The 4,842-nt window shown below is 59.2% G+C and carries 3 protein-coding genes and 1 rRNA gene; all 4 read right to left on the bottom strand.

Going from position 1 to position 4,842, the window contains the following annotated elements:
• Positions 1–218: YhcH/YjgK/YiaL family protein (locus AB5Y92_RS07815; RefSeq protein WP_368226338.1), on the bottom strand; the 218-nt coding region annotated here is incomplete at its 3' end.
• The gene (gene ebgA / locus AB5Y92_RS07810; protein ID WP_368226335.1) at positions 215–3,289 is read right to left on the bottom strand and encodes a beta-galactosidase subunit alpha; all 3,075 of its coding nucleotides are present in this window, start codon (positions 3,287–3,289) and stop codon (positions 215–217) included. The genes ebgA and AB5Y92_RS07815, both read right to left, overlap by 4 nt.
• Before the next feature lie 321 nt (positions 3,290–3,610).
• On the bottom strand, positions 3,611–4,576 hold the full coding sequence (gene ebgR, locus AB5Y92_RS07805; RefSeq protein ID WP_005342046.1) for a transcriptional regulator EbgR: 966 nt from the start codon (positions 4,574–4,576) through the stop codon (positions 3,611–3,613).
• Between the two features lie 165 nt (positions 4,577–4,741).
• Positions 4,742–4,842, bottom strand: a 5S ribosomal RNA gene (rrf, locus tag AB5Y92_RS07800); the annotation flags it as partial.

Raw genomic sequence — 4,842 nt, 5'->3', positions numbered from 1 at the left:
AGGTAGTAGTGAACGTCGAAGTAACGGCGCTGCCCCTCGAACAGGGAGGTGGCCGGGCTGGCCCCCTCCTGCAAGCGATAGGTGAGGGAGTCACCGATGGAGTGGCAGATGCCGGGTTTGAGGTTCGGCAGGTTGTTGATGGCCTCCACGCAGCGGCCCCACTTCTTGCCTTCCCGGTAGATGTTTTTGAACAGGGTCAGGTTGTCCAGGGTGATCATGCGAGGTTCCTCCCGCCGTTGATGGTGAGATCGAGCCCGGCCAGCGCAGCCGGATTGAGGTTGCCACGGGCGATGGGTAGCAGGGTCAGGCCGAAGCTGAATGGCTCGAAGCGCACCCGCCAGGAGTCCAGCACTTCGGAGCCCCAGGAGTTGGAGCCCAGCCCCAGCACCTTGTGATCCAGATTGAGGGTGAGATAACCGCAGGGCTCCAGCTCGTTGATGTGCTGCGCCGCGTGGATATGCTCCCAGCTGTAGGGCCAGACGCTCAGGTTGATGGGGGCATCGGGTCGCACGTAGAGACCGGCGCCGTGGCGGTTGGTCAGAGTCGCCCAGCGCACCTGCTGGCGGTTGCCGTTGTCCTGCGGGAAGGGGTAGTGCTCCCACATCTCGCTGACTGTGCTCTGGAAGCTGTCGATCCAGTTGCTCTGGCGGCTGTCCTGATAGTTTTCGCCCGGCCCCATGCCGTAGTAGTGCACCCGGTCGAGATCCTGACGAATGCCCAGCTCGAAGCCGATCTTGGGAATGATGTCGTCATAGCCGCCGTAGGGCTGGCCGGACAGAGCCACGTGCAGCTGACCGTTCGGGCTCAGGGTGTAGACGTAGCGGCAGCGCATGCCAAAGTCGAACACCGGCGGTGCGATCAGACTCTCCACCGTTACCTCGACCGCCTCACCCAGCTGACGCCAGCTCAGGGTGCGGAAGTGCTCCTGCATGATCTGCAGGTGGTTCGGGTGCCACAGGCTCTCGTACTCCTGCTTGTGGTTGTCGATCATCGGCTTGAAGAAGGTGAGGCGCGGCGAGCGCTCAATCAGCTCGATACCATCCTGCTGCCAACTCACCAGTTTGCCGTCGAGGCGCGAGAAGCGCAGGGCAAAGCCGCTGCCGCTCAAGGTCAGCGCGAGGCGCTCATCGGCAATCTGCAACGGAGTGGCGTTGGGGTTGGCAAAGGGCTGCAACTGGCGAGTCGATGCCTTCAGCTGGAACTGGTACTGGCCCAGCTCGTGCTCCGCCGCGCTGTAACGGGTGGCAGTGGCCTTGATGACCCGCAGCTGGACGAAGGTTTCCCGCCCATCGAGGGATGGCAGTTCGAGCTGCAGCTCTGTTGTGGCACCGGGAGCCACCCCTTCCAGCCGGATTTGCTGGCTGGCCAGCAGCTCGCCCTCGGCCTTCACTTCGACCAGCAGGCGGATGTCGTCGAGAGTGGAGAACCAGTAGCGGTTTTCGACCGCCAGCTTGCCACTCGCCAGATCCAGCGCGCGCACCTTGACCGGGCAGATCACCTGCTTGTATTCGCGCAGGCCCGGCCCAGGGGTTTGATCCGGATAGATGAGGCCATCCATGCAGAAGTTGTAGTTGTTGGGGTAGTCGCCGTAGTCGCCGCCGTACTTGTAGACGGGGCGCCCCTGCTCGTCCTGATCCAGAATGCCGTGATCGCACCACTCCCAGATGTAGTGGCCCTGAATGTGGGGATGGCGGTCAAACACCTGCTGGTATTCGCTGAGGCCACCCGGGCCATTGCCCATGGCGTGGGCGTATTCGCAGAGGATGCGCGGCTTCTCCATCGGGAACTCGCCGAAGCAGTTCATCTGGGAGACGCGGGAATACATGGTACTCACCACATCCACCACCTCGGCATCGCGATCCTCTTCGTAGTGCACCAGCCGGGTCGGGTCGATCGCCTTGCAGCGCTGGTACATGGCTCTGATGTTGCAGCCGTAGCCGGACTCGTTGCCGAGCGACCAGATGATGATGGAGGGGTGGTTCTTCTGGGCGCGCACGTGGCGCTCGATGCGATCCACGAACACCGGCTCCCAGAAGGGATCGTTGGTGATGCGGCTGAGATCGCCAACGTTGGCAAAACCGTGGGTCTCCACGTCGGTCTCCGCCATCACGAACAAACCGTACTGGTCGCACAGCTCATAGAAGCGCGGGTCGTTCGGGTAGTGGGCGGTGCGCACCGAGTTGAGGTTGTGCTGCTTCATCAGCACGATATCGCGTTCAACACGATCCATGCCGACCGCGCGGCTCTTGAGGTGGTCGTTGTCGTGGCGGTTCACCCCGTGCAGCTTGAGGTAGTGGCCGTTGACGTAGAAGAGGCCATCTTTGACCTTGATTTCACGCACCCCGACCCGCTGCGGGATCACTTCCAGCAGCTCGCCCTGACCGTTGTAGAGGGAGAGTTGCAGCTGATAGAGGTAAGGATCTTCGGCACTCCACAGATGGGGGTTGGCCAGATCCAGCGTGAAGCGGCAATCACACTTGCCGTCGATGGCGAGATGGTCGAGCGAGCCACTGGCGATCTCGCTGCCCTGATCCAGCAGCGACCAGACCAGACGGTGATCACGGACGGGCGTCCCCAGATTTTCCAGCTGGATATCGCAGCTCAGGGTGGCACTTTGATTGTCATCGGCCAGCGCGGTGCGGATGAAGAAGTCCTGCACATGGGCGGCCGATTTGCCCACCAGATAGACGTCGCGGAAGATCCCCGCCATCCACCACATGTCCTGATCTTCGATATAGGTGGAGTCAGCCCACTGCATCACCCGCACCGACAGCAGGTTCTCGCCAACCTTGGCGTAGGCGCTGATATCGAACTCGGCGGTGAGACGACTGCCCTTGCTGAAGCCAACGTAGTGGCCGTTCACATAGACCTCGAAGTAGGTCTCCACCCCGTCAAACTTGATGATCACCTGCTCGCCGTCCCAGGCCGGGCTCAGTATGAAGCTGCGCTGATAAGCGCCGGTGGGGTTGTTGGTCGGCACGAAGGGGACGTCGATGGGGAAGGGAAAACCTTCGTCGGTGTACTGCAGCTGACCATGTCCTTCCATCTGCCACATGTTGGGCACGGTGATCTGGCCCCACTCGCACATGGGGCTGTGATAGAAGGCCTCCGGCACCTGCAGGGGGTGGTCGAAGTAGTGAAACTGCCACTGGCCGCCAAGGCTCAGAAAACGGCGACTCAGCTCGCGCTGCATAGTGGCCGCCAGCGCGTGGTCGGCATAAGAGAAGAAGTAGGCGCGCGGAGCCAGCCTGTTTTCACCAACGAATTGGACGTTTTCCCAGTTATTCACATGTCCTCCCGGAACAAGGCAACGTTAACTGGGTAAACTCTAGATAAACATTTACTAAATATCAGCTTTGGATTGGTAAAGTTTTAACCTGGTCACAATGAACAGATGGTTTTGTGAGCGAGATCAGAAGCGGGAGATAAAGGAGGGCAAAATATGGATGAGTGGCATAGATGTTGATAGCCGTTGGCTGAACTGCAATAAAATTAACTATAAAACAATACGATATGACGTCACAGGATGATATGGGAAATAAGTTTACTTGGGAGAGGTGTCGCACCACCGCAAGATGGCGCGACTAAAAAACAGAGTGTTTTACTAAAATCAGCGAGTGGTGCCACGCAGGGTCAACTTGCTCGGTACCAGCACCCGGAGTGGAATATCACGCTCGTCTCGCAGCCGCTCAACCAGCAAATTGACCCCCTGGGAGCCCATCAACTCGGAGTGGATCCGCACCGTAGAGAGCGGCGGGAAGGTGAACTTGGCGGTCGGGATATCGTTAACGCTGATAAGCTCGATCTGCTGGGGAATCGCCAATCCCTTCTCATGAATGGCACGCAGCACACCAATGGCGATGGAGTCGGAGGCAACGAACAGCGCCTTGGGCCAGTCACCCGCCAGCATCTCCTTCGCCAACTGGTAGCCGGAGGCACTGGAGAAGTCCCCACGATAGAGATCGCTTTCCTGCACCACCCCCAGCCGCTGACCATAATCCCGGAAGGCCAGTTCGCGCAGATCTGGATTCTCATCCTGGCCACCGATATAACCGATGCGCTGGTGCCCCTGCGCAATAAAGTAATCGACGACCTGCTGGCTGATCAGTGCGAGATCCACATCAACCGAGTCGAACTCTCCCTGTGAACGGCAGTCGACAAACACCAGCTGGCTGGAACAAGCCCTTAGCTGGACGAGACGCTCGGCTGTGAGGGTGCCGACCACCAGAATGCCATCCACGGCGCTCAGCTCGCGCCCTTCACCACAGTTGTAGAGATGAGTCAGCTCGATATTGAGGCGGGCGCTCTGGGTCTCGATGCCATAACGGATGGCGAGATAGTAAGGGTCGTTGACCTCGGTACTCTGGGGATAGGCATAGACCACCAGAAAGTGCAGCTTGCTCTTGTGCACCCCCTTGCGGGCGCTGCTGGTCTTGTACTCCAGCCGTTCGGCAATCTCGAAGATCCGCTGCTTGGTCTCTTCCTTGACGCTCAGGCTGGGATCCTCGTTCAGTACCCGGGATACCGTGGCGAGAGAAACCCCCGCTTCCTGTGCAATTTCCTTCAACGTAGCCATCAATACCTCGCTGGCAGCATCACGTGTTAATCGGTAACGGCTAAAGAGTAACGGGCAATCCCTTGATAGCCCAGCACTTTTACTAAAATGCCAGCGGCATGGCAGATTTTTGGAACGCAGAAATGCAAAAAGGCCTCCCGAATGGGAGGCCTCTTCTAAATAGGTGCCTGACAGTGTCCTACTCTCGCATGGCGAATGCCACACTACCATCGGCGCTACCGCGTTTCACTTCTGAGTTCGGCATGGGATCAGGTGGTTCCACGGCG

The sequence above is a fragment of the Aeromonas sp. R1-1 genome, from assembly GCF_040908495.1.
Taxonomy (GTDB): domain Bacteria; phylum Pseudomonadota; class Gammaproteobacteria; order Enterobacterales; family Aeromonadaceae; genus Aeromonas; species Aeromonas veronii.
The sequence above is the reverse complement of the archived record's forward strand: the minus strand, read 5'-3'. Positions and strand labels throughout refer to the sequence as shown.